The sequence below is a fragment of the Mesorhizobium sp. B2-9-1 genome (genome assembly GCF_006439455.1).
Classification (GTDB): Bacteria; Pseudomonadota; Alphaproteobacteria; order Rhizobiales; family Rhizobiaceae; genus Mesorhizobium.
The window spans coordinates 232,994-255,033 of the sequence record NZ_VFTP01000006.1; the positions used below are offsets into that span (position 1 = coordinate 232,994).

Sequence of the window (22,040 nt, forward strand, 5' to 3'; positions counted from 1 at the left end):
GCATTAAGGTTTCGTTCAGCTTGGAACCGGGACACGCGCCGACGCCAGGATGGGTCGAGATTCAGGTCAGGCCGAGTCGAAAATGGTGGACTTCGAGAACCGGAGCGGAGCGTACTTTAGTACGTGAGCACCGGAAGCACAGAAGCCCGGCATTTGCAGGCCGGCCTCACCTGAATAACGACCCATCCTACTCTACGTCGAGGACGATCTTGCCGATATGCTCGCCCTCTTCCATCCGCTCATGCGCCCGCCAGGCTTCGGTCAGCGGAAAGATCATGTCCATCACGGGAGCCACCTTGCGCGTGCCGAGCAGCGGCCACACCTGGGCCTCGAGCGCGGCTGCGATCGCCGCCTTGAACTCGACGGTACGCGGGCGGAGCGTCGAGCCGGTGTGGGTCAGCCGCTTCACCATGACCTTGGAGAAGTCCGCGCTGGCAACGGCGCCGGCCTGCACCGCGATCTGCACGATGCGCCCCTCGACGGCCGCGGCATCGTAATTGCGCCCGACGTAATCGCCGCCGACCATGTCGAGGATGACGTCGGCGCCCTTGCCGCCGGTCGCATCCTTCACGGCGGCGACGAAATCCTCCTCGCGGTAGTTGACCGCCCGGTCGGCCCCGAGCTTCAGGCAGGCGTCGCATTTCTCCTTACTACCGGCAGTGGTGATCACAGTGGCGCCGAAGGCCGAGGCGAGCTGGATGGCGGTGGTGCCGATGCCGGACGAGCCGCCATGGACAAGCAGCGTCTCGCCTTTCTTCAGGCCGCCGCGCTCGAATACATTGTGCCAGACGGTGAAGTAGTTTTCCGGAACCGCGGCGGCCTCCGAATGCGTGAAACCCGCCGGCAGCGGCAGCACGCTGCCGGCATGAACCTTGACATATTCGGCATAGCCGCCGCCCGGCGTCAGCGCGCAGACCCGGTCGCCGATGCGCCAGCGCGATATCCCGTCGCCGAGCGCCGCGATTTCGCCCGACGCTTCGAGGCCCGGCAAGTCGGATGCACCGGGCGGCGGCGGATAGGCGCCCTTGCGCTGCTGGACGTCCGGCCGGTTGACGCCGGCCGCGTGCACCCGGATCAGCACTTCGCCGGGGCCGGGCACCGGCACGTCGCGCGTTTCCGGCTTGAGCACCCTTGGCCCACCCGGTTGCGAGATCGCGATGGCCGTCATCTTCGCCGGAATCTTCTGTCCGTCTGCCATGATATCGTGTTCTCCCTGTGTCCCGGTCTATCGCCGCCCGTTTGCATCGGCGCCCCTGCCTGGAGCAGGTTGGCGCTTGAAGAAGCGCCAACCTGCTCCAACTCTTTGTTCCTACGCTATTCCGGACGGAAAACCGCTACGCACTTTTCCCGGAATTGCTCTATGTATGCCGATTGCCAGATCAGGCAAATGGCCGAGTAAGAGAGGAGCGACGGATGGCGATCTTCGACGACGAACCCAGGAAAAAGCAGCGCCCGCACGAGATCGGCCAGGACCTGTCTTTGCTGTCCGTCGACGAATTGTCCGAGCGCATCGCATTGCTGCGCGACGAGATCGCCAGGCTGGAAGCCGAGCGCACCGCCAAGGGCGCCACCAAATCCGCCGCCGAGTCGCTGTTCCGCCGCGGATAAATTGTTCGGCGTGCTCGCTCGCCGCCGAAAAGCCCGAATACGTCTGTCTTCAGGCCCTGCGTCTCGAACCCGGATCAAGCGATGTTTGCAACCTACAGACCGATCCTCTCGCTGCTGCGCGGCACCGCGTTCCTGCTCGCCGCATCCGGCCTGCACGGTCTGCTCCTGCCGCTGCGCGGCCAGGTGGAAGGCTTTTCGACCGCATCGCTCGGCCTGATGGGCACGGCCTGGGCCGGCGGCTTCGTCGCCGGCTGCTTCTTCGCACCGCGTCTCGTGCGCCGCGCCGGCCATGTCAGGGCTTTCGGCGCCTTCGCCGCGTCGGGCGCGATCGTCGCGCTGCTCACCGGGCTCATCATCGACGAATATTTCTGGATCCTTTTGCGCGCCTTCACCGGCTTCACCATGGCTGGCGCCTTCATGGTGATCGAGAGCTGGCTGAACGAGAAGGCCACCAACGAAAACCGCGGCACCGTCTTCGGCCTCTACATGATGGTCACCTATGCCTCGATCATGGGCGGCCAGATGATCGTCGCCGGCGGCGATGTGCGGTCGGCCTCGCTGTTCATGATCACCGGCATTCTGTTTTGCCTGTCGCTCATTCCGACGGCCGTGTCGACGCAATCGCATCCCAAGCCCCTGCAGGACGTCAAGCTCGACGTCAAAGGCCTTTACGCCAACTCGCCGGTGTCGGCGGTGGCCTGCCTCCTGATCGGCATCGCCAACGGTGCCTGGGGCACGCTGGGCGCCGTCTATGGCGCGCGCGTCGGCATATCGACCGCCGAGATCGCGCTGATGATGAGCCTGGTGGTCATTTCCGGTGCCGCCATGCAGCTACCGGCCGGGCGCCTGTCGGATACAACCGACCGGCGCTTCGTGCTGGCCGGCGCGGCCTTCGGCGCAGCCCTGGTCGCGATGCTGATCTTCCTGATCGCACCGCGTTCGGGCGTCTTCATCATCGTGATGACCGCCGCCTATGGCGCCTTCGCCTATACGCTCTATTCGATCGCCGTCGCGCATGCCAACGACCACGCCCGCTCCGAGGACTTCGTCAAGGTTTCGGGCGGTCTGCTCTTGCTCTACGGCTTTGGCACGATGATCGGCCCGCTTTTGGCCGCGGCCTTGATGGGCTCGGTGCGTCCGGAGGGGCTTTTCCTGGCAACCGCGCTCGCGCATCTCAGCCTCGCCGGCTACACGCTGCTGCGCATCCGCGCCCGCGCGCCGGTGCCGATCGAAGACCGCGATGCCTTCAAGACGCAGCCCGCGGACCGCGCGGTCACGCCCGAGGCCACGCGGCTCGATCCGCGCAGAAAGGTTGAAACCGATAGTTGAGATTCGCGAGACTTTGCCTCACAAATAAAGGCATGATGTTTTCTGACGCCTTTATGGCGATAGCCGATCCCAACCGGCGCCATCTCTTGGAAGAACTCCGGCGCGGCCCGAAGACGGTGAACGAATTGGCCGCCGGATTGCCCGTCTCACGCCCAGCGGTTTCCCAGCATCTGAAGGTCCTGCTGGACGCCGGCCTGGTCAACGCCAAGCCCGAAGGCACGAGGCGCGTCTATACCGTCAGCAGTGCCGGCTTCCTCAGGCTCAACATCTGGCTCGATCAGTTCTGGGAAACGGCGCCGGGAGAATAGTCCCTGGCCATCAATGCATGCCGCTCAGAAGTGTGAAGCGGTTCTGAGGCAACGACATGCATAAAACAAAGACCCAAAGCGATGCGCTTTGGCCGGAGGCCTCAAGGCGCCGTCTGCAGGGCTGCGCCGAGCGGGTCATGAGCGCCGGCATCTTGCCGGTCGGCGACACCTTCAGGAAGGCGGCGCGCGAAGCTTCATCGCCAAGGTCGACGATGACAATCATGCCGGCGTCATGCCGGCGCTAGCCGTGTGCGGCGATGGCTTCGACGATCTGTGGCCAGTCGTTGCGATGCAGTTCGTGGCCACCGCCTTCGACCTTGACCAGCCTCGCGCCGAGAACGGCCTCGGCCAGAGCTTGGCCATGCTCGATCGGGAAGAGCGGGTCGGCGGTGCCGTGGATGACGAGCAGCGGCACGCGAAGATCCCGCACCGTCCGCTGCGGGCCGCCGCCCTTGAGCAGGAAATGATTGGTCGCGCTGGCGAGACCGCCGGAACGGCCGTAATCCTCCTCGATCATCTTGCGCGTCCGCCCCTCGTCGAACGGATGGCGAGTGCTGGCAATCGCACGGGCGTCCTTGACCATGAAGTCGATCACCTGCTCCCGCTTCGACCAGTCGACATTGCCGCCTTGGGCCGAATGTTCCTTATAAGCTTCGGTCGTTCCGGGCAGGCCGGACGTATCGACGCCGAGCGGCGAGCAGGAGATCACGGTAAGGGCGCTGACGCGTTCGGGATATTTCAGCGCCACGCTTTGCGCGAGCATGCCGCCCATCGACATGCCGGCGACATGCGCCTTGGCGACGCCATGGTCGTCGAGCACGCGCATGGCGTCGTCCACCATGTCCTCGAATGTGTAGGGCGGCGCGCCCAGCGGATATTTGGTCGATAGGCCCGTGTCGCGGTTGTCGTAGCGGATAACGAAGCGGCCGCGCCCGGCAAGCTGCCGGCAGAAGGGTTCGGGCCACCACAGCATCGAAGCCATGGCGCCCATGATCAAAAGGATCGCTGGATCTTTCGGACTGCCGAAGCTTTCCGAAACGATGTCGGGGCGCTGCGCTGCGGTGGTCATCTGCTCCTCCATTCCGCTTGCATTTTGCAATTGGTTGCACGATAATAAAACCGATATCATAATGCAACTGGTTTTTGGAGATCATTATGTCCGGCGAGCATCGATCCGGCTGCCCGATCAATCTGTCGCTCGAGGTCTTTGGCGACCGCTGGAGCCTGATCATCCTGCGCGACATGATCTTCGGCGGCAGGCGCCATTTTCGCGAGTTGCTCAACGGCTCGCTGGAAGGCATTGCCTCCAACATCCTGGCCGACCGGCTGAAGCGGCTGATGGAGCTCGGCCTGCTGACCAAGGCCGACGACCCCAGTCACAAGCAGAAGGCGATCTACAGCCTCACGGAGATGGCGATCACGCTGGTGCCGATCATGGCGCAGCTCGGGGCCTGGGGACGCGTCTGGCTGCCGGTTACGGAAGAATTGTCGATCCGAGCCGAGCTGCTCGAAAAGGGCGGTCCGCCGCTATGGGACCAATTCATGGACGAACTGCGTCACGAGCATCTGGGCGCGCCATCCAAGACCCCGCCGGGCACGCCGACCGTGCGCCAGCAACTGCGCGCTGCCTACGAGGAAGTGGTCGCACGAAAAGCTGAGGCTACTGTGGATTGACCGCTTTCGTACCGGGGATTTGGAGATTAGCCGGAACGTTCCTCGCATCCATTCCGTGACTTCGAAGCGTTGCTGCGGTGCAGAATTCTGCTCCGTTGCACGCCTTGGCGAAGGTAGCGGCATGGATTCCAGGGTTTCGCGACGGAGCTTCGCTCCTGCTTCGCCCTGGAATGACGACATTGGAAGACCTAATTCAAATTGATATCCCGGCTGGCCGACCGCATCGACACCGAGAAGCCGGCCAGCACGTCGAACAGCGCGATGACCATCAGCGTGAAGAAGACGGAGTGCGCCGCACCCTTCACCAGCAGGAATTCGACTAGGAAGGCGATGAAGACCAGCGTCGACAAAAGATGATCCAGGATCGAGGCATTGGTGGTGCGCACCGATTTTGAGATCTCGACGAACAGGAAGATCAGGCCGATCAGCACCATCAGGCCACCGAGCGTCATCGAGAACACACCGCCCGACATCATGCGGAAGGAGAACATCTCGGTCGTCCAGGGATCGTCGCCGCCGCCGAACAATCCGAGCAGGCCGAGATTGTAGAGGACGAAGGGCACGATCAGCAGCGGGATGGCACCGAACATCTGGGCGACTCCAATGGGGCACCCCTTTTGTAAAATCCGCGGCAGGCGCGCCGTCAAGGCTTTTCGCCGGCGGCGGCGAACACGCTCTAAGACCTAATGAAATAACAATGTCAGCCGGTTGTCCGGCTTTTCTGCAGCCTGCGAGGCCCAGGCCTCCATCAACCAAGGGCCGCACGCAAAAAGACCGGCCAAAGGCCGGTCTTTTGAAAGGTCACGAACCGCGGAAGCTTCTCAGCTTTCCTTCGGCTCAAGAACCTGGCGGCCGCGATACATGCCGGTCTTCAGGTCGATGTGATGCGGGCGGCGCATTTCGCCGGAATTCTTGTCCTCGACATAGGTCGGGGCCTTGAGCGCGTCGGCCGAGCGGCGCATGCCGCGCTTCGACGGAGAGGTTTTTCTTTTTGGAACGGCCATGGATATGCTCCACTACATGGTCAAAATGCCCCGGCAACCCTCGCGAAAGGGCCGCATCGAGGCCATAATCTGAGAAAGTCGGGTGCCTATACACGCCCTGCGCCGTTTTGGCCAGCGCCGGCGCGATTTTTTTTGAGCCGGCGCCGCTTCGTCCTACTCAAGGCAGCCGACATAGGCACCTGACCGACTGGCGCGCCGCTCGATCAACGAGGCCAGCCGCCGCAGGCCCGGTCCCGGCCTGGCGGGATTGCGCGCGATCGGGTTGGGCAGGCTGACGGCAAGCAGCGCCGCCTGCCTTCGCGACAATTGCTTGGCAGAGACGCCGAAATGATGCCGGGCGGCGGCCTCGATGCCGTAGATGCCCGGCCCCCATTCGGCGATGTTGAGATAGATTTCCATGATCCGCCGCTTCGACATCACAGCATCGAAATAGACGGCCAGGGGCAGCTCGACCACCTTGCGCACGCTGCCCAATGGCCGCGACCACAGAAAAAGGTTCTTCACCGTCTGCATGGTGATGGTGGAGGCGCCGCGCGTCGCCTCGCCGGCCAGCGCGTCGTCGACCACGCCGCGCAACTCGCCCAGATCGACGCCGCGATGAAAGCAGAACTGCCCGTCCTCCGACATGATCACCGAATGCGCCAGCACCGGCGCCACGTCATCGATCGACACCCAGCGCCGGTCGTAGCCGGAAAAAGTCACGAGGTCCTTCAGCATCAGCGTCGAGACCGGATGCACGAAGGGTGGCAGATAAAGGAAGGTGAGCACGACCGGTATGACCGCCAGCACGAGCGCCACGACCAGGCAACGCCGGCCAAGCCGCTTGAGACCGGCGCGGTTCAGGCGCCGACGTCGCGCCATGTCCAGCCCTTCGCTTTCATATTCGACGATCGGTTCCGTCAAGCCGTCCCACCCGTGCCTCGCCTGCTCCGGCATAAAGGCGCGAGCCTGCTTGCGCAATGTCTGAGTGTCGGCTACCGCTCCCGGCCATGGGCAAAGACGACCAAATCGCCTTCGAATCCGCGCTTTTCATGTGCGCCGCTTCGGTCGAGACCGAGCTGCGGCGGATCCTCGACACGCGTCCGCTCACCAGTGAGATCGTGCGGCCTGAGCGCCTCATGGCGGCCATGCGCCATGGTGTGCTCAATGGCGGCAAGCGGCTGCGGCCTTTTCTGGTCATGGAAAGTGCCGCGCTGTTTTCGGCCGAGAGCGAGGCGGCGCTGCGCGTCGCCGCGGCGCTGGAATGCGTGCATTGCTACTCGCTCATCCATGACGACCTGCCTTCCATGGATGACGACGATTTGAGGCGCGGCCAGCCGACGGTGCACAGGGCCTTCGACGAGGCGACCGCGATCCTCGCCGGCGACGCGTTGCTGACCTTGGCCTTCGACCTCGTCGCCGATGAAGCGACCGCGCTGCCGGCGGAGCGCCGCGCCACCCTGGTTCTCGCCCTTGCTCGAGCGGCCGGTGCCGGCGGCATGGTCGGTGGCCAGATGCTGGACCTCGAAGCCGCACGCGAACGGCCGGACGAGGCGGGCATCATCACGCTGCAGGCGATGAAGACCGGCGCGCTGATCCGCTTCGCCTGCGAGGCCGGCGCGATTGTCGCCGGCGCGCCTCCTGCCGACCGCGAACGGCTGGCGGAGTTCGGCTCGGCGATCGGCCTTGCCTTCCAGCTCGCCGACGACCTGCTCGACCTGACCGCCGACGCAAAGCAGATGGGCAAGGCGACGAACAAGGATGCGGCCGCCGGCAAGGCGACGCTCGCAGCACTGCACGGACCAGATTGGGCGCGCGGTCAGCTCCACGGCCTGATCGAACAGGCGCATGCGCTGCTCGAGCCCTACGGCGAAGCGGCTGAGCTGCTCAAGCAAGCGGCGACCTTCGTGGCGACGCGCAGCAACTGAACGGTGGCGCAGGCGGGCAGCCGTTGCCGAAGCCGACAACAGCTCCGATTGTTCGCTATATTCGAATACTGCTGTCGATGGCCGGGTGATTATCCGGCATCCGCAGCAGTCTATATCCGCTCCAGGACAACGAACGGACATCATCGGTCCGGTCGCTAACGCCTCACCGGCCCTCCATCCAGAGCCGTGAAATCCAGCGGAAGGAACCTGGAATGCCCTTTGCCAACTTCAAGATGCCCGAGGCCGCCCTCACCAAGGCGCAGAAGGAAGACCTCGTCCACAAGACCACGCAGATGTTCGTCGACTATTTCGGCGAAGCTGTACGCCCCTACACCATGGTGCTGATCGAGGAAGTTCGCGACGGAGGCTATGGCCGCGCCGACGAGGTCTTCATTCTTCCCGACGCCTACCGGGCCGAGGATAGTGCCTGACTTGAACCGGGCGAGTCGCTTGCCGAGCGGCACGCCCAACTTTCCGTGTCGGAGCCGATACTCGCTTCCCCTTGGATCAGCCCCGGTTCGGCAAGCTCCGCAGGAAATCGATCATTGCCGCGTTGACCTCGTCCGGGCGCTCCTGCTGGGTCCAATGCCCGCAGCCGGGCAGCATCAGCGTATCGCGGATTTGCGGGACGAAGTTCCTGAGATTGGCCAACAGTTGATCCATGCCGGGGAAGGCGACCACAAGGTCACGGTCGCCCGCTGCGTAGAGAGCGGGAACCTTGATCCGCGCGCCGGCAAAGGGCGCCATCAGTTCCCAGTTGCGGTCGATGTTGCGGTACCAGTTGAGACCTCCGGCAAAGCCGGTGCGCCGGAACTCGCCGGCGTAGAAATCGCTGTCGCTTTCGCTGAGCCAGTGCGGCAGACTTGCAGGAACCTCGGCGGCTTGCAGGAGGCCTCCGCCGTGCGGGACCATGGCAATTCTGGCGCCGCCGTCCGAAGCGTCTCCCGACACCGCATAAAGCATGGCGCGCACCGAGGCCCGCGGGTCCCGTTCCAGCTCCGCCTCGGCAATGCCGGGTTGCTGGAAATAGAGCTGGTAGAACTGGGACTCCGCCGTTCGCGGCATGAGGCTGGTCGGACGCGCATTGCCGCGCGACCGGAACGGCACGCTGAGGCCGACGACGGCATGGAAGCGGTCCGGCCGTAGCAGCGCGGCATGCCAGGCCACCACCGCACCCCAGTCGTGGCCGACGATGACGGAGCTGGGGGCCTCGAGGGCGTCGAGAAGACCCACCATGTCGCCGACCAGATGAAAGAGCGTGTATTGGTCGATCGCTTCCGGCCGATCGCTCTTGCCGTAGCCTCGCATGTCGGGGGCGATGGCGCGGAAGCCCGCCGCCGCGAGCGCGCCCAGCTGATGCCGCCAGGAATACCAGGATTCAGGGAAGCCATGGCACAAAAGCACCACCGGCCCTTCGCCCTGCTCAGCGACGTTGAGGCGGATGCCGTTGGTCTCAACTATCCGCTGTATAGGTTCGCTCACGGCCGCTTCTCATGCTCGCGTTCTACCTCTGATCAATGGCGAAAGGCCAGACGCCGCAACGGGTGGCCGAGCCAGCGGGGTGCCAAGTTTTGGAGGCGCGCATCTTCCATTGACTGTCTCAGGAGCGGTCGCGGCAGTCAATATCCGACATGGTCACGTAGCGCCACGGCGTCCACGCACTTGAATAGTTCTGGCGATGCGCGTCCATTCGTGCAGGATCGCTGACTGAGGAGGCGGGGAACCAATGCTTAAGCTGCAAGCCTGGCTGGCCGATTATTGGGTCATCGGTGCGGGGTTCATGGCAGCATCGCTCATAGCGGCCGCGCCGGTCTTATCGCTTCCGCTGCCGGTGTTCCTGATTTTCCTGCACAGCCCGTTTTACATGGTCCATCAGGTCGAAGAGCACGCCGGCGACCGGTTCCGCAAATTCGCGAACGAAAATGTCTTCGGCGGCCGTGACGCCCTTACCGTCGCCTCGGTTCTCGTCATCAACCTGCCGTTTGTCTGGGGCATCAACCTGCTGGCTCTTTATGCGGCATTCCTGTGGGGACCCGCCTGGGGCCTGGTTGCCCCCAATGTCATGATCGTGAACGCGCTCGCGCACCTCGTCACATCGGCGCGGCTCGGCAAATACAATCCCGGCCTCGTCACCAGCGTCATTTTGTTTTTGCCGCTGAGCGTCGTCACGATCTGGATGATCGGCCGGACGGAAGGTCTTGTCCCGCAATTGATCGGCGCAGCTCTCGCGATCCTGCTTCACCTGGCGATCATTGTGGTCGTGGCCGCCCGATACCGCTCTCTCGTCGTCACCTCATAGCATCTGCGGCGACGTCATCAGTCTTGATCCCCGGCAAAACGGCCCTTTGTCCTCAACGGCACCACATTCGCGCTGGCCGGCTGTTCCGGCTCGGCGCTCTGCGCGGCGACTGCCATATCGGCCCGGGGCAGATAGATCGTCACCGTCGTGCCCTTGCCGACTTCGCTGTCAATCGTGACCGCGCCGCCGGACTGCTGCGCCAAACCGTAGACCTGGGCGAGGCCGAGACCTGTACCCTTCTCGGGCCCTTTGGTCGTGAAGAACGGTTCGAAAACCTGCGGAAGCACGTCTGCCGCAATGCCGATGCCTGTGTCGGTCACCCGCAACGCGACGAATTCACCTTGCAGGCCGGCTGCGTTGTCCTCGCTCGACAACAGCACGTTCTCCGCCGTTATCGTTACCAGGCCACCGTCTGGCATGGCGTCCCGCGCGTTGAAGGCAATGTTGACGAGACCAAGCTCCAGTTCGCCGGGGTCGACCTTGACTGGCCAGGTTTCGGGTCCGACAGCGGCGACCAATTTCACCGATTTGCGCATGGAGTCCGCTATCATTGCGCGGACGGCTTCCACTCGCTCTGCCAGCGAGACGACCTCGGCGCGGGCAGCCTGCTTGCGCGAGAAGGCCAGCAACTGGCGTGTCAATGCGGCGCCGCGCTGGAGCGCAAGTTCCACGGATTCGGTCGCCCGCTTCATTTCGGGATCGGCGCCGACTTTCTTGCCCAGGCGAACATAGCTTTCGACCACCGTCAGGAGGTTGTTGAAATCATGTACGATGCTGCCGGTCAGTTGGCCGAGCGCATCCATTTTCTGCGTATGAACGCGTTGCGCTTGCGCCTGCCGGAGTGCGATCTCCGCATCGCGTCGATCGGTGATGTCGCGCGTAATCTTGGCGAAACCAATCAGCTCTCCTCGCTCATCGCGGATCGGATCGATCACGACATTCGCCCAGAACAGCGTCCCGTCCTTACGGACGCGATGGCCCTCGGTCTCGAAGCGTCCATCCCGTGTTGCCGTATAGAGCGCGCGGCCAGGTAAACCGGCGGCGCGGTCGTGCTCCGTGTAAAACCGAGAGAAGTGCTGACCGATGATTTCCTCGGCCGCATAGCCCTTGATGCGCTCCGCACCGGCATTCCAACTGGTCACCAGCCCATTTGGATCAAGCATGTAAAGCGCATAGTCGGTCACGCCGCCCACCAGAAGGCGGAACTGGCGCTCGCTTTGACGCAAGGCTTCGTGCGCCGCACGGCGTTCGGTGATGTCGCGCGTAACCTTGGCGAATCCTTCGAGCTGGCCTGCGTCGTTATGGATCGGGGTGACGACAACCGATGCCCAGAAACGGCTGCCATCCTTGCGTACGCGCCAACCCTCGCCTTCATATCGCCCGTTTTGCACGGCTGCTTCGAGGACACGGAGCGGCGTGCCTTTTGCGCGTTCTTCACGGGTGTAGAATTTGGAAAAATGCTGGCCCACGATTTCCTCGGCAGCGTAGCCTTTCAGCCGCTCGGCGCCGGCGTTCCAATTGGTGACCATGCCGCTTGGATCGAGCATGTAGATGGCATAGTCGGTCACGCCGTCGACAAGGATGCGGAAGCGCCGCTCGCTCTGCAGCAGCGACTCATGCGCGGCGACGCGCTCCGTGATGTCTCGCGTGATCTTCGCGTAACCCAAAAGAACGCCGTTGCGGTCCAGTACCCGTTGAACAAGGCCGCTCGACCAGAACCTGGTTCCGTCCTTGCGCACCCGCCACCCTTCGGCCTCGTATCTTCCCTCCGCCTTTGCCGCGGCAAGCATCCTGCTCGGGACCCCATTCGCCTGATCTTCAACTGTGAAAAATCGGGAAAAATGCTGCCCCAGGACTTCCGAAGCCGCGTAGCCCTTTATCTTCTCGGCGCCGGCATTCCAGCTGGTGATGAGGCCATCTGCATCGAGGGTGTAGATCGCGTAGTCGGCGACAGCGTCGATGAAGAGCTCGAGGCGGCGGCTGTCGGAAAGGTGTTGCGCGTCGGCTGTGGTCGGTGGCATTGTCGAACCCGCGTTACGCTCGCATTAAGCAGTTCGTCCGGTGACACGTCCGCAACATAAGCGTGCCTATCCTGCATAGCAACGAGCTTGGACCAATGGCGACATATTCATCCGCTCTCGTAGCCAATCTCAGAAATCCGGGCCATCTGTACAGCTTTGCTCCGGAAAACGAGCCTGGAGATGACGAGGAAAATCCCGTCTCTCACGAACCCGGCTCCGCCGAGCACGACGAACTCCCGTATAGGGTCGAGTTGTGGAACGCCGCCAAGAATGGTGTCGAACAAGTCCTCGCCGTCACGGCAAATGCCAGCATCGGCTACGCTGCCTATTATGCAGCGACGCGTGAGCATCCGGATCGCTACGTCACCTTGCGGCACAAGAACAATTTCGTTTCGAGATGGAACGGCCCGACGAATTAGGCAGAGGCCTGTCTATGACACGGAGCGCCAATTCTTCCCGTTCGGCTGAAGCGCTGCCCTATCGTATCGAACTCTGGCGGGCCGACAGCCATGAGATCATCGAACGGGTCCTCGCACGCGCCGCTACCGCACAGCTTGCCCGCGCCATTTTTCAAGCCGCGAGAGACGAGCATCCTCGACGCCGGGTCACACTGCGCAAGGGAAACGGGATCCTCTCCGATACATCGGATTGACGATCTGCCGTCCGGTTTCGAGGCGCTGTCCGGAAGTCCAGCGCGCTTACCCTGTCTGTCACGGACAGCGATACATCGCCTTTGTATCAGAAGCTGCGACAAGGCCAGCCTCCCTCCAACGAAATCTTAATGTAAATCAAGCGTAATCCAGACCATTAAAATTGTGCGTATGTGTTGGGGTTGCGCATGCCGGAATATTCTTCCTTCCTCCGGTCGATCCGGATCCGCTACATTTCGGGATTGCTTGTGTTCGCGCTGGCTTCGGCCGCCGTCATGTTCGCGCTCAATCGTGTGAATTCGTATCGCCACGAGGTCGATGCTCTCAGCGGCAATTTCGTCATCTTCGCCCGCGACCTGCGCAACGCCACCAATTTCGCCGAGACCACCGGCACCGCCTGGCGCAGCGAGACGCGCGATGCGTTGGCGACCGCCGCGCGCGGCCATTCCGAACGCCTGATGGGCGAGATCGGGATCCTGAACGCCCAACTCGCCGCGATCAGGCCGCGCCTGTCGAACAACACCGTCAACGCGCTGGACACCGCTTCGGTCAATGACGACCTGTTCTGGTCGGCGCGCGACATGGTGCGCAACTTCAACCTGATGGCGGTCGCCCAGAAGGTCGACGAGTGGAGCTACCGCGAGATCCGCAACCAGAACGACCTTTTCGCCCAGCCGATGCTGGTGAAGGTGCGCACCGCACTCGACGAGGAGCGCCGCCTCGCCGATGCTTCCAGCGACCGGCTCCTCCTGTGGGCGAGCGGCCTGCTGTTTGCCGTGCTCGCAATCGCGGCGTTTCTGATCTTCCGGCCGATGGAGAATGCGATCCGCCGCGCCTTCGCCGAGACCGCCGCATCTTTGTTCAAGGCCGAGGCCGCCGACCGCGCCAAGTCCGAATTCCTCGCCAATATGAGCCATGAGATCCGCACGCCGATGAACGGCGTGCTCGGCATGGCGGAGTTGCTTGCCAAGACGGAGCTGACGCCGCGCCAGAAGACCTTCACCGACGTCATCGTCAAATCCGGCAACGCGCTGCTCACCATCATCAACGACATCCTCGATTTCTCGAAGATCAATGCCGGCCAGCTGACGCTCGACCCCGCCCCTTTCCGCCTCGCGGAGGCGGTCGAGGATGTGGCGACGCTGGTGTCGGCGCGCGTTGCCGAAAAGAACCTCGAGCTCATCGTGCGCGTCGACCCGCGCCTGCCGGCCTTCGTCGTCGGCGACGCCGGGCGCTTCCGCCAGATCGTCACCAACCTGCTCGGCAACGCCGTGAAGTTCACCGAGAAGGGCCATGTCCTGATCGATGTCGGCGGCGATGTTGTCGACGGTGTGGTCCAGCTCAAGGTCCGCGTCGAGGACACCGGCATCGGCATCCCGGCCGAAAAACTGCAAAGCGTGTTCGAGAAATTCGCCCAGGTCGACGGCTCCTCGACCCGCCGCCATGAAGGCACCGGCCTTGGCCTCGCGATCGGCGCCCGGCTTGTCGACCTGATGGGCGGCAAGATCGGCGTCGAAAGCGAGATCGGCCGCGGCTCCGTGTTCTGGTTCGCCGTGCCGCTGCCGGCGCATGACCAACAGGCGCGCGACGAGCTGGTGCCGGTCGACGTCACCGGCGCCCGTGTGCTGGTCATCGACGACAATCCGGTCAACCGCGAGATCCTGCTGGAGCAGCTGAGAAGCTGGAGCTTCGACTGCGCGGCCGCAGAAAGCGGCGCGGTCGGCCTCGCCTTCCTCGACCGCGCCTGCCAGCTCGGCGCCTCGGTCGACTGCATCATCCTCGATTATCAGATGCCCGGCATGAACGGCGCCGATGTCGCCAGGGCCATCGCCGCCGACAGCCGCCTCTCCTCCATCCCCGTCGTGCTGCTCACCTCGGTCGATCAGGTCGATTTCGGCCGCATGGTGATCGATTTCGGCATCGTCGCGCATCTCACCAAGCCGGCGCGTTCGGCGGTGCTGCTGGGCACCGTGATCGCCGCCATTCAGAAGGCGCGCACGCAAGGTGCCAAGGCGCATTTCGTGCGCGAGCCGGTCGCGGCCCAGGCGGCCCCGCCGGCCTTCACCGTCATCCGCGGCCCGGCCGTTCCGGTCCCGGCAGCGCCGGAATCGACCGCCGCGCCGAGCGGCCCGATCGATATCCTGATCGCCGAGGACAATGACGTGAACCAGCTGGTCTTCGGCCAGATCCTCAACGGTTTCGGCCTCAGCTACCGCATCGCCGGCAATGGTCGAACGGCTGTTGAGATGTACCGCTCGCTGCGCCCGCGCTTGGTGCTGATGGACGTCTCCATGCCGGAGATGAACGGCTATGAGGCGACCCGCGCCATCCGCGCCATCGAAGCGCAGAACGGCGATCACACGCCGATCATCGGCGTCACCGCGCATGCGCTGAAGGGCGACCGTGAAAAATGCATCGAGGCCGGCATGGACGACTATCTGCCGAAACCGGTCTCGCCCGACCGCCTCGGCGCCAAGATCGGCACCTGGCTCAGCGAGACCGTGGCGGCGAAGACGGCTTAAGCGTCAGGTAGCGTCTGGCGGCCACCGCCGAGTTCCTTCGCGCCCCCCTCTGCCCTGCCGGGCATCTCCCCCACTTGGGGGGAGATCGGATGCCGCGCCGGATTTCGCCAATCACGAACGTTGCAGGACGAGTGCTGTCGGCGAAGCTGCCAATCTCCCCCCTCGTGGGGGAGATGTCCGGCAGGACAGAGGGGGGCGCTGTCCCGCCAGCACGTCCAACTTCGTGGTACCCAGTCACCGGTTGCGCAGCACCACGCAGGCGCCGCCGACGCTTTGCAGCTTGTCGCAGATACCGTTGGCCTCGCCGCGCGAGTCGGCGCCGATTCTGACCGCGTAGATGCCGCGCCGGCCGATCGGCGTGCGAACCCGGCTCACCACCGGATCACGGCTGGCGAGCAAGGCCGGGAACCGGCCCCTGACCCGCAGCCATTGGCCTATCGCCGCCGAGCGGCGGAAATTGCCCGCCACCTGCACGCCCCACGGCTTCACGTTGATCGAGGCCATGGCGACGGTCCGCGACATGATCACCGGCAGCCTGCGGCAGGCAACCGCGAAGCTCATCTTCGGGTCGAGCGGCTGGACGGTGCCGGCATAGGACTTGTCCGAGAACTTGTCGACCGGCTCGCCCATGACGTCGAAGACATAGCTTTCCGTCTCCATTGGCAGGAAGCCGCCCGAGCTCAGCCAGCGCGACACGCGGTTCTCGCCGGCATTGTAGGCCGCGGCCGCCAGCCCGAGATTGCCGTAGCTGACCTTCATCTCGGCAAGATATTTCGCCGAGGCCGGGATGGCCTGCCCGATGTCGAAGGGATCGGCGAGCCCGCGCATCTTGGCGGTGCCCGGCATGAATTGCGCGATGCCTTCGGCGCCGACCGGGCTCACCGCACCCGGATCGAAGCGGCTCTCCTTCCAGATCAGCCGGGCGAAGAAATCCTTGGGTAGGCCGTTCTGTTGGGCCTGGGTCTCGATCAGATCGCAGACGCGCGAAATCAGGCGCTTGGCGGCCGACTTCGACTGCGGCGGATCGGCGAATGCGTGAGCCGCCGGGATCAGCACGAAAAACAAGAGCAGCGTTGCCTTTAGGAAACGCCGCATCGGTTCATTCCGCGGCGGCTTTGCCGTGTCCGTACCGCTGCTCGATATAGTCGCTGACCATCTTCTCGAAATCCTGCGCGATCGAGGGGCCGCGCAGCGTCGCAGCCTTCTTGCCGTCGATGAAGACAGGCGCCGTCGGCGTCTCGCCGGTGCCGGGCAGCGATATGCCGATATCGGCGTGCTTGGATTCGCCGGGGCCGTTGACGATGCAGCCCATCACCGCGACCTTGAGGTTCTCGACGCCGGGATACTTCTCGCGCCACACCGGCATGTTCTTGCGGATATCGGCCTGGATGCTCTGGGCAAGTTCCTGGAACACGGTGGATGTGGTACGGCCGCATCCGGGGCAGGCCGCGACGATCGGCACGAACTGCCGGAAGCCCATGGTCTGCAGAAGCTCTTGCGATACCTGCACCTCGCGGGTGCGGTCGCCATTCGGCTCCGGCGTCAGCGAGATGCGGATCGTGTCGCCGACGCCCTGCTGCAAGAGGATGCCCATCGCGGCGGAAGAGGCGACGATGCCCTTGGTGCCCATGCCGGCTTCGGTGAGGCCCAGATGCAGCGCATGGTCGGAGCGGGTGGCAAGCTCGGTGTAGACGGCGATCAGGTCCTGCACGCCGCTGACCTTGGCCGACAGGATGATCCTGTCGCGGCCAAGCCCGATCTCTTCCGCCATCTCGGCCGACAGGATCGCCGACTGCACAATCGCCTCGCGCGTGACTTCCTGCGCGGTGAGCGGCGAGCCCTTCGCCTGGTTGTCGTCCATCAGCCGGGTCAAAAGCTCCTGGTCGAGCGATCCCCAATTGACGCCGATGCGTACCGGCTTGTCATATCTGATCGCCATCTCGACGATCGCGGCGAACTGGCGGTCCTTCTTGTCCTTGAAGCCGACATTGCCGGGATTGATGCGGTATTTGGCCAGCGCTTCGGCGCAGGCCGGATGATCGGCGAGCAGCTTGTGCCCGATATAATGGAAGTCGCCGACCAGCGGCACGTCGATGCCGAGCCGCAACAGCCGCTCATGGATGCGCGGAACCGCCGCCGCGCTCTCGTCGCGGTCGACCGTGATGCGCACGATCTCCGAGCCGGCACGATGCAGCGCCGCGACCTGGGCGACGGTCTGGTCGACATCGGCGGTGTCGGTGTTGGTCATCGATTGCACGACGACCGGTGCGCCGCCGCCGACCATCACGCCGCCGACCGATACGCCGACCGACCGGCGACGCGGGAAGGGAGAAGAAAAATATCCGGTCATGCCGGCCGCCTTCATCTGGGAGTTTCGGCATGAGGTGGCGGAGCAAAGATGGCTTGTCAATGGCAAGCGGCGTGCCAGCCTGCAAATCGGCTGGAGTCATGCGAAAAATAACAGCCCGGCCGACAGCAAGATTTGCGGCCGAGTTCTCCGGCGATTTCAGTTAAAAGCACCGACCCGGTGGCATTTCTTGCCACCGGAAATTCACCGCGGCGGGTTGCGATGATGGTGCCTGGAAGAACTTCAGTGTGTCGTCGGACTAGCTTTCAGCTTTTCAATCTCGTCCTTGATTGCCAGCTTGCGTCGCTTGAGATTCACGATTTCGAGGTCGTCGACCGAAGGATGGTTCATCGCATCGGTGAGCTCGCGCTCGATGTCACCGTGTTTCCGCTGCAACTCATCAAGATGGGATGCAAGAGACATGAATGGTTCTCCCTTTCATGGTTTCCTCGATTGCAGCCGTCGCAGGGGCCTCCACCGCAGGTTGCGACTGTGACGGCACCATGACAGTTTGCCACCAACCGATCTCGATGTCGAATGCCACGTGGTAGCATTCCACGACAAAGTGAAATGTGGTAAGGGCTGCCCGCCGGTCACAAACCCGCAAGTCACGGCCCCGCCCAAACAGCCCGATTGGGCGATGCATACGCAGACGGTAGATAATGTCCGAACAGGAACAGGCTGAAATACGCCTCGAATATTCCCGGCTCAAACAAGAACACGCCGATTTCGACGCCGCCATCAACGCGATGATCGCCACCGGCTGCGACCCGCTTCAGATCCAGCGCATGAAGAAGAAGAAGCTGATGCTGAAAGACCGGCTGTCGGCGCTGGAAGACCGCATCATTCCCGACATCATTGCTTAGGGCAATTCCGAAAAGCGTGAGCGGTTACGCTCGGCGACGTCGCCGTAGCCTCTCGTTGGAATTGCGTCAAAACAAAGCGATTGAGCGGTTCGCCGTTTCCGTGAAACGGTGAAACGCTCCAGAGCCGAATGCAGGATCGCGCCCACGAGGCCACGGACCGCGCCGGCAGCGAAGCGGCGGCCATTGCGACAATCCTTGCGGCCCTTGGCGAATTCCGCTAAGGCGCGCCTTTGCCGCCGCGGAGCCACACCTTGACCGATCAGCGTGCCGACGTCGCCATCATCATGGGCAGCCAGTCCGACTGGGCGACGATGCGCCAGGCGGCGGAAACGCTGGAGGCGCTGGGCATCCCGCACAAGCGGCTGATCGTCTCCGCGCACCGGACCCCCGACCGCCTCTATGAGTTCGCCAAGGGTGCCAAGGCGGCCGGTTACAAGGTGATTATCGCCGGCGCCGGCGGCGCGGCGCATCTGCCCGGCATGACGGCGGCGATGACGCCTCTGCCGGTGTTCGGCGTTCCGGTCGAATCCAAGGCGCTGTCGGGACAGGATTCGCTTCTCTCCATCGTGCAGATGCCGGCCGGCATCCCGGTCGGCACGCTGGCGATCGGCAAGGCGGGCGCCGCCAATGCAGCCCTGCTCGCCGCGGCGGTGCTGGCGCTCAACGACGACAAGCTCGCCGCCCGGCTCGATGCCTGGCGCTCGGCGCAGACCGCCAAGGTCGCCGCCGAGCCGACGGACGCGCCGTGAGCCTGACGCCGGGATTGAGCCTGACGCCGGGATTGACCATCGGCATCATCGGCGGCGGCCAGCTCGGCCGCATGCTGGCGATGGCCGCGGCGCGGCTTGGCTACGGTATCGTTGTGCTGGAACCGCAGCCCGACTGCCCGGCCGCCCAGGTCGCCAACCGGCAGATCGTCGCCGCCTACGACGATCCGGCGGCGCTTGCCGAACTCGCCGCCGCCAGCGCTGTCGTCACCTATGAATTTGAGAACGTCCCGGTCGCCGCGGCGCAAACGCTGGTGGCAAAGGTCCCGGTCTATCCGCCGGCACGCGCGCTCGAAATCGCGCAGGACCGCCTCACCGAAAAGAGCTTTCTCAACGGCATCGGCATCCCGACGGCGGAGTTCTGTCCGGTCGACAATGACGATCAGCTGACCGAGGCCCTCAAAACGTTCAACGGCAGCGGCGTGCTCAAAACCCGCCGCATGGGCTATGACGGCAAGGGCCAGCGCGTCTTCCGCAACATGCAGACCGGCGGCTTTGCCGGCACCTGCGAGGCGATGGGCAATGTGCCGCTGATCCTGGAATCGCTGGTCGCCTTCGAGCGCGAGATTTCGGTGATCGCCGCGCGTGGGCTGGACGGCTCGGTCGCGGCTTACGATCCGGCCGAGAATGTCCACCGCGAAGGCATCCTGCGGACCTCGACCTTGCCGGCCGCCATTCGCCCGGAAACGGCAGCCGCCGCCAAGGATGCCGCTTCGAAAATCCTTTCCTCGCTCGGCTATGTCGGCGTCATCGGCGTCGAGTTCTTCGTGCTGGCCGACGGCGCGCTTCTGGCCAACGAGCTGGCGCCGCGCGTGCACAATTCCGGCCACTGGACGGAGGCTGCCTGCGTCGTCTCGCAGTTCGAGCAGCATATCCGCGCCGTCATCGGCCTGCCGCTGGGTTCGCCCGCCAGGCATTTTGACTGCGTGATGGAAAACCTGATCGGCGACGACATGCTGAAAGTGCCGGCGCTGCTGGCTGAGCCCGATCTGATGCTGCATCTCTACGGCAAGGCCGAGTCGCGCCCCGGCCGCAAGATGGGCCATTTTACGCGCATCATCAGGCCCCGATAACCATCGCTTACTGCATGTCCTGGTCGTCGTCCCCCTCTGGGCCGGCGCAGCTCGGATCGCTCAGCCTGCAGTTGGCGTCGGATGTCAACTGCTTGATGCGTTCATTGGTCAGCGTCGTCAGGCACTGCGAAACCTCCATGGGATGGATGGAGCCGCCCTCGCTGTCGGCAGTCGAATAGGCGCACTCGGCGTCACGAAAGGCGATCCAGGCGCGCTGGGCCGTCTGCAGGAGCTTGTTCGAGGCCTGATCGTTGCTGCCGACGATGTTCTTGTAGGCAGCGTTGAGCTTGGCATCGGCCGCCTGATAGTCGGCATCGGCGCAAATGTTCAGCATCGACTGGCTGTCGTCATTGCGGTCACAGTCCTCGGCAAAGGCTGCCGGGGCCGTCGCGAGCAAGGCAAGACAGGCAGGCAAAAACAGGCGGCGCATGTGCAATCTCCGGTCGTTTCGGCGAGACCGCACCATCCCAGCCGCCCTTGAGTCGCGCAATGCCGTGCTGCCAGATGGCGAATATTTGATCTGCCGGCCCACTTGTGGCATTCGGGGCGCGCGCACGTGGTTGACACGGGCAAGGCACCTCGTTTATGAGCCACGCAAGTTCAAAGGCGCGCTTTTTCCGGGCGCGCCTTTAAAATTCGGCCCGGGACGGGCCCTGACCGAACAGGCAAGACCATGAAGATCAAGAATTCGCTCAAGGCGCTCAAGGCGCGTCACCGCGACAACCAACTGGTTCGCCGCAAGGGACGCATCTACATCATCAACAAGACCGCTCCGCGCTACAAGGCGCGCCAGGGCTGAGGCTTGAGCGCAGCTTGCTTGCTGTCGCTTGCTGCGCGGCGTCTACGCCGCGCTGATGTTGATTGCCGGTTCGCCGGCGCTCTCACGCTAAAATCACTTTGACGATCCGCTGTCCGGGACTAGATTCCGGCGATGCGGATTCGTTTTGCATTTCTCGCCGCCCTTTTGCTCTCCGGCACGGCTTTGCCTGCAGGGGCGGAAACGGTGCCAGGCGCGCTGCCGCCAGATGCCGCGCCACCGCCCGCCGCCACGCCGCCGCCGGCCGCTCCGACCAGGCAGGGCCGCCTCGACCAGCTCTTCGCCGAGCTGAAGCGCGAGCGCAATGAAAAGGCTGCCGAGCGCATCGCCGGCCGGATCTGGAACGAGTGGAACCAGTCGGGCAGCGCCTCGATCGACCTGATGATGCAATGGGCGCAAAAGGCGACGGAGGACCAGAAATTCGACGTCGCCCTCGACTTCCTCGACCAGGTCGTGACCTTGCAGCCCGACTATGCCGAAGGCTGGAACCGCCGCGCCACCGTCCATTTCATGATGAAGAATTACGGGAAGTCGATGGCCGACATCGACCGTACCCTGGAGCTCGAGCCGCGCCATTTCGGCGCGCTCTCGGGCCTCGCCCAGATCATGGCCGAAACCGGCCACAAGCAGTCGGCGCTGGAGGCCTGGCAAAAGGTGCTGGCGATCTACCCGATGATGCGCAGCGCCCAGAACCAGGTCTCGACGCTCTCGGAAGAGCTGGCCGGCGAGGGAATTTGATAGTTTAAGGGAGTAGGGGAGTAAGGGAGTAAGGGAGCATGTTTTGGGAGTGTTGAACAGCACTCGGAAATGCCTTCCCCTACTCCCCTACTCCCCTACTCCCCTACTCC

25 protein-coding genes and 1 pseudogene are annotated in these 22,040 nt (G+C 63.8%); 14 read left to right on the forward strand and 12 right to left on the reverse strand.

Annotated features, from left to right (window positions below):
• Positions 1–187: 187 nt before the first annotated feature.
• Positions 188–1,198 carry an NAD(P)H-quinone oxidoreductase gene (locus FJW05_RS14665; protein ID WP_140633202.1) on the reverse strand — a complete coding sequence of 337 codons (1,011 nt, stop codon included), beginning with the start codon at positions 1,196–1,198 and terminating at the stop codon, positions 188–190.
• A 215-nt stretch (positions 1,199–1,413) separates the two neighbouring features.
• Between FJW05_RS14665 and FJW05_RS14670 the strand changes: the two genes are divergently transcribed.
• The 3 genes from FJW05_RS14670 to FJW05_RS14680 all read left to right on the forward strand — a co-directional run bounded on the left by FJW05_RS14670 (position 1,414) and on the right by FJW05_RS14680 (position 3,245).
• On the forward strand, positions 1,414–1,608 hold the full coding sequence (locus FJW05_RS14670) for a DUF1192 domain-containing protein (RefSeq protein WP_095767348.1): 195 nt from the start codon (positions 1,414–1,416) through the stop codon (positions 1,606–1,608).
• Between the two features lie 81 nt (positions 1,609–1,689).
• On the forward strand, positions 1,690–2,937 hold the full coding sequence (locus FJW05_RS14675; protein WP_140633205.1) for an MFS transporter: 1,248 nt from the start codon (positions 1,690–1,692) through the stop codon (positions 2,935–2,937).
• Positions 2,938–2,969: 32 nt separating this feature from the next.
• A complete protein-coding gene (locus FJW05_RS14680) occupies positions 2,970–3,245 on the forward strand; it encodes a metalloregulator ArsR/SmtB family transcription factor (RefSeq protein ID WP_140545095.1) in 276 nt (91 codons plus the stop codon).
• A 139-nt stretch (positions 3,246–3,384) separates the two neighbouring features.
• Here FJW05_RS14680 and FJW05_RS27970 read toward each other — a convergent pair.
• Positions 3,385–3,462 (reverse strand): annotated as a pseudogene (locus FJW05_RS27970) (glutathione S-transferase family protein); the annotation flags it as partial.
• A gap of 24 nt (positions 3,463–3,486) precedes the next feature.
• Positions 3,487–4,314 (reverse strand): alpha/beta hydrolase, encoded by an 828-nt coding sequence (locus FJW05_RS14690; protein WP_140633208.1) that lies wholly within the window; start codon positions 4,312–4,314, stop codon positions 3,487–3,489.
• An 86-nt stretch (positions 4,315–4,400) separates the two neighbouring features.
• On the opposite strand from FJW05_RS14690, the gene FJW05_RS14695 reads away from it, so the two are divergent.
• Positions 4,401–4,919, forward strand: a complete 519-nt coding sequence (locus FJW05_RS14695; RefSeq protein ID WP_140633211.1) for a helix-turn-helix domain-containing protein — start codon at positions 4,401–4,403, stop codon at positions 4,917–4,919.
• Positions 4,920–5,107: 188 nt separating this feature from the next.
• On the opposite strand, the gene FJW05_RS14700 is transcribed toward FJW05_RS14695, so the two are convergent.
• From FJW05_RS14700 to FJW05_RS14710, 3 genes are all read right to left on the reverse strand, one after another.
• The gene (locus FJW05_RS14700; RefSeq protein WP_140545089.1) at positions 5,108–5,509 is read right to left on the reverse strand and encodes a hypothetical protein; all 402 of its coding nucleotides are present in this window, start codon (positions 5,507–5,509) and stop codon (positions 5,108–5,110) included.
• A 231-nt stretch (positions 5,510–5,740) separates the two neighbouring features.
• Positions 5,741–5,923 carry a 50S ribosomal protein L32 gene (gene rpmF, locus FJW05_RS14705; protein WP_006203806.1) on the reverse strand — a complete coding sequence of 61 codons (183 nt, stop codon included), beginning with the start codon at positions 5,921–5,923 and terminating at the stop codon, positions 5,741–5,743.
• A gap of 153 nt (positions 5,924–6,076) precedes the next feature.
• Complete coding sequence (locus tag FJW05_RS14710; protein WP_181164953.1) at positions 6,077–6,784, reverse strand: transglycosylase domain-containing protein; 708 nt, start codon at positions 6,782–6,784, stop codon at positions 6,077–6,079.
• Between the two features lie 128 nt (positions 6,785–6,912).
• Here FJW05_RS14710 and FJW05_RS14715 point away from each other — a divergent pair, with 128 nt between their 5' ends.
• Together FJW05_RS14715 and FJW05_RS14720 are read left to right on the forward strand one after the other, a co-directional pair.
• Complete coding sequence (locus FJW05_RS14715) at positions 6,913–7,830, forward strand: polyprenyl synthetase family protein (RefSeq protein WP_140633216.1); 918 nt, start codon at positions 6,913–6,915, stop codon at positions 7,828–7,830.
• A gap of 212 nt (positions 7,831–8,042) precedes the next feature.
• Positions 8,043–8,261 carry a 4-oxalocrotonate tautomerase family protein gene (locus FJW05_RS14720; RefSeq protein WP_140633219.1) on the forward strand — a complete coding sequence of 73 codons (219 nt, stop codon included), beginning with the start codon at positions 8,043–8,045 and terminating at the stop codon, positions 8,259–8,261.
• Positions 8,262–8,337: 76 nt separating this feature from the next.
• Here FJW05_RS14720 and FJW05_RS14725 read toward each other — a convergent pair whose 3' ends face one another.
• The gene (locus FJW05_RS14725; protein ID WP_140633222.1) at positions 8,338–9,312 is read right to left on the reverse strand and encodes an alpha/beta hydrolase; all 975 of its coding nucleotides are present in this window, start codon (positions 9,310–9,312) and stop codon (positions 8,338–8,340) included.
• A 244-nt stretch (positions 9,313–9,556) separates the two neighbouring features.
• Here FJW05_RS14725 and FJW05_RS14730 point away from each other — a divergent pair, with 244 nt between their 5' ends.
• On the forward strand, positions 9,557–10,129 hold the full coding sequence (locus tag FJW05_RS14730) for an HXXEE domain-containing protein (RefSeq protein WP_140633225.1): 573 nt from the start codon (positions 9,557–9,559) through the stop codon (positions 10,127–10,129).
• A 17-nt stretch (positions 10,130–10,146) separates the two neighbouring features.
• Here the strand turns inward: FJW05_RS14730 and FJW05_RS14735 are convergent, their stop codons facing one another.
• Entirely contained in the window at positions 10,147–12,150 is a 2,004-nt protein-coding gene (locus tag FJW05_RS14735; protein WP_140633228.1) for a PAS domain-containing sensor histidine kinase, read from the reverse strand.
• 95 nt (positions 12,151–12,245) lie between these two features.
• On the opposite strand from FJW05_RS14735, the gene FJW05_RS14740 reads away from it, so the two are divergent.
• Together FJW05_RS14740 and FJW05_RS14745 are read left to right on the forward strand one after the other, a co-directional pair.
• Positions 12,246–12,569, forward strand: a complete 324-nt coding sequence (locus tag FJW05_RS14740; protein ID WP_140546361.1) for a hypothetical protein — start codon at positions 12,246–12,248, stop codon at positions 12,567–12,569.
• 419 nt (positions 12,570–12,988) lie between these two features.
• Complete coding sequence (locus tag FJW05_RS14745; protein ID WP_140633231.1) at positions 12,989–15,322, forward strand: response regulator; 2,334 nt, start codon at positions 12,989–12,991, stop codon at positions 15,320–15,322.
• A gap of 234 nt (positions 15,323–15,556) precedes the next feature.
• Here the strand turns inward: FJW05_RS14745 and FJW05_RS14755 are convergent, their stop codons facing one another.
• The 3 genes from FJW05_RS14755 to FJW05_RS14765 form a co-directional block, all read right to left on the reverse strand.
• Complete coding sequence (locus FJW05_RS14755) at positions 15,557–16,417, reverse strand: lytic transglycosylase domain-containing protein (protein WP_140546364.1); 861 nt, start codon at positions 16,415–16,417, stop codon at positions 15,557–15,559.
• 4 nt (positions 16,418–16,421) lie between these two features.
• Entirely contained in the window at positions 16,422–17,672 is a 1,251-nt protein-coding gene (gene ispG, locus FJW05_RS14760) for a flavodoxin-dependent (E)-4-hydroxy-3-methylbut-2-enyl-diphosphate synthase (RefSeq protein ID WP_140546365.1), read from the reverse strand.
• A gap of 240 nt (positions 17,673–17,912) precedes the next feature.
• Positions 17,913–18,092 (reverse strand): YdcH family protein, encoded by a 180-nt coding sequence (locus FJW05_RS14765; protein WP_042641511.1) that lies wholly within the window; start codon positions 18,090–18,092, stop codon positions 17,913–17,915.
• Between the two features lie 239 nt (positions 18,093–18,331).
• Here FJW05_RS14765 and FJW05_RS14770 point away from each other — a divergent pair, with 239 nt between their 5' ends.
• From FJW05_RS14770 to FJW05_RS14780, 3 genes are all read left to right on the forward strand, one after another.
• On the forward strand, positions 18,332–18,535 hold the full coding sequence (locus tag FJW05_RS14770; RefSeq protein WP_040985243.1) for a DUF465 domain-containing protein: 204 nt from the start codon (positions 18,332–18,334) through the stop codon (positions 18,533–18,535).
• 251 nt (positions 18,536–18,786) lie between these two features.
• Complete coding sequence (gene purE, locus FJW05_RS14775; protein ID WP_140633234.1) at positions 18,787–19,284, forward strand: 5-(carboxyamino)imidazole ribonucleotide mutase; 498 nt, start codon at positions 18,787–18,789, stop codon at positions 19,282–19,284.
• 14 nt (positions 19,285–19,298) lie between these two features.
• Complete coding sequence (locus FJW05_RS14780) at positions 19,299–20,375, forward strand: 5-(carboxyamino)imidazole ribonucleotide synthase (protein ID WP_140633270.1); 1,077 nt, start codon at positions 19,299–19,301, stop codon at positions 20,373–20,375.
• 7 nt (positions 20,376–20,382) lie between these two features.
• On the opposite strand, the gene FJW05_RS14785 is transcribed toward FJW05_RS14780, so the two are convergent.
• Complete coding sequence (locus FJW05_RS14785; RefSeq protein WP_140633237.1) at positions 20,383–20,805, reverse strand: lysozyme inhibitor LprI family protein; 423 nt, start codon at positions 20,803–20,805, stop codon at positions 20,383–20,385.
• A gap of 243 nt (positions 20,806–21,048) precedes the next feature.
• On the opposite strand from FJW05_RS14785, the gene ykgO reads away from it, so the two are divergent.
• Both ykgO and FJW05_RS14795 read left to right on the forward strand, forming a co-directional pair.
• A complete protein-coding gene (gene ykgO / locus FJW05_RS14790) occupies positions 21,049–21,174 on the forward strand; it encodes a type B 50S ribosomal protein L36 (RefSeq protein ID WP_006203764.1) in 126 nt (41 codons plus the stop codon).
• A 132-nt stretch (positions 21,175–21,306) separates the two neighbouring features.
• On the forward strand, positions 21,307–21,930 hold the full coding sequence (locus FJW05_RS14795; protein WP_140633240.1) for a hypothetical protein: 624 nt from the start codon (positions 21,307–21,309) through the stop codon (positions 21,928–21,930).
• The last annotated feature ends 110 nt before the right edge of the window (positions 21,931–22,040 follow it).